This window comes from Nocardia mexicana NBRC 108244 (assembly GCF_001613165.1).
Classification (GTDB): domain Bacteria; phylum Actinomycetota; class Actinomycetes; order Mycobacteriales; family Mycobacteriaceae; genus Nocardia; species Nocardia mexicana.
In genome coordinates this window covers 1-561 of sequence record NZ_BDBV01000103.1, presented here as the reverse complement: position 1 = coordinate 561, position 561 = coordinate 1, and the positions used below count along the sequence as shown (strand labels likewise).

The following is a 561-nucleotide window of genomic DNA, read 5'->3' as shown; positions in this document are numbered from 1 at the left end:
GGCCCGGCCCGAGGGCGCCGGCCCGGGCACCAAGGGTCTGTCGCTGTTCTTCGTGCCGAAGTTCCACTTCGACCACGAGACCGGCGAGCTGGGTGAGCGCAACGGCGTCTTCGTCACCAACGTCGAGCACAAGATGGGCCTGAAGGTGTCGGCGACCTGTGAGGTCACCTTCGGCGGCCACGGCATCCCCGCCAAGGGCTGGCTGGTCGGCGAGGTGCACAACGGCATCGCGCAGATGTTCGAGGTCATCGAGCACGCCCGCATGATGGTGGGCACCAAGGCCATCTCGACCCTGTCGACGGGCTACCTGAACGCGCTGGACTACGCCAAGCAGCGCGTGCAGGGCGCGGACCTGACCAAGATGACCGACAAGTCCGCCCCGCGCGTCACCATCACCCACCACCCGGACGTGCGCCGCAGCCTGGCCACCCAGAAGGCGTACGCCGAGGGCCTGCGCGCCGTCTACCTGTACACGGCCGCCCATCAGGACGCCGTTGTGGCCGAGCAGGTTTCGGGCGCCGACGCCGACCTGGCCGCGCGGGTCAACGACCTGCTGCTGCC

At 69.3% G+C, this 561-nt stretch carries 1 protein-coding gene; it reads left to right on the top strand.

Annotation, left to right across the window (positions count from 1 at the left end; genetic code table 11):
* On the top strand, window positions 1–561 hold a 561-nt coding region (locus NM1_RS33750), incomplete at both ends, for an acyl-CoA dehydrogenase family protein (protein ID WP_507762185.1).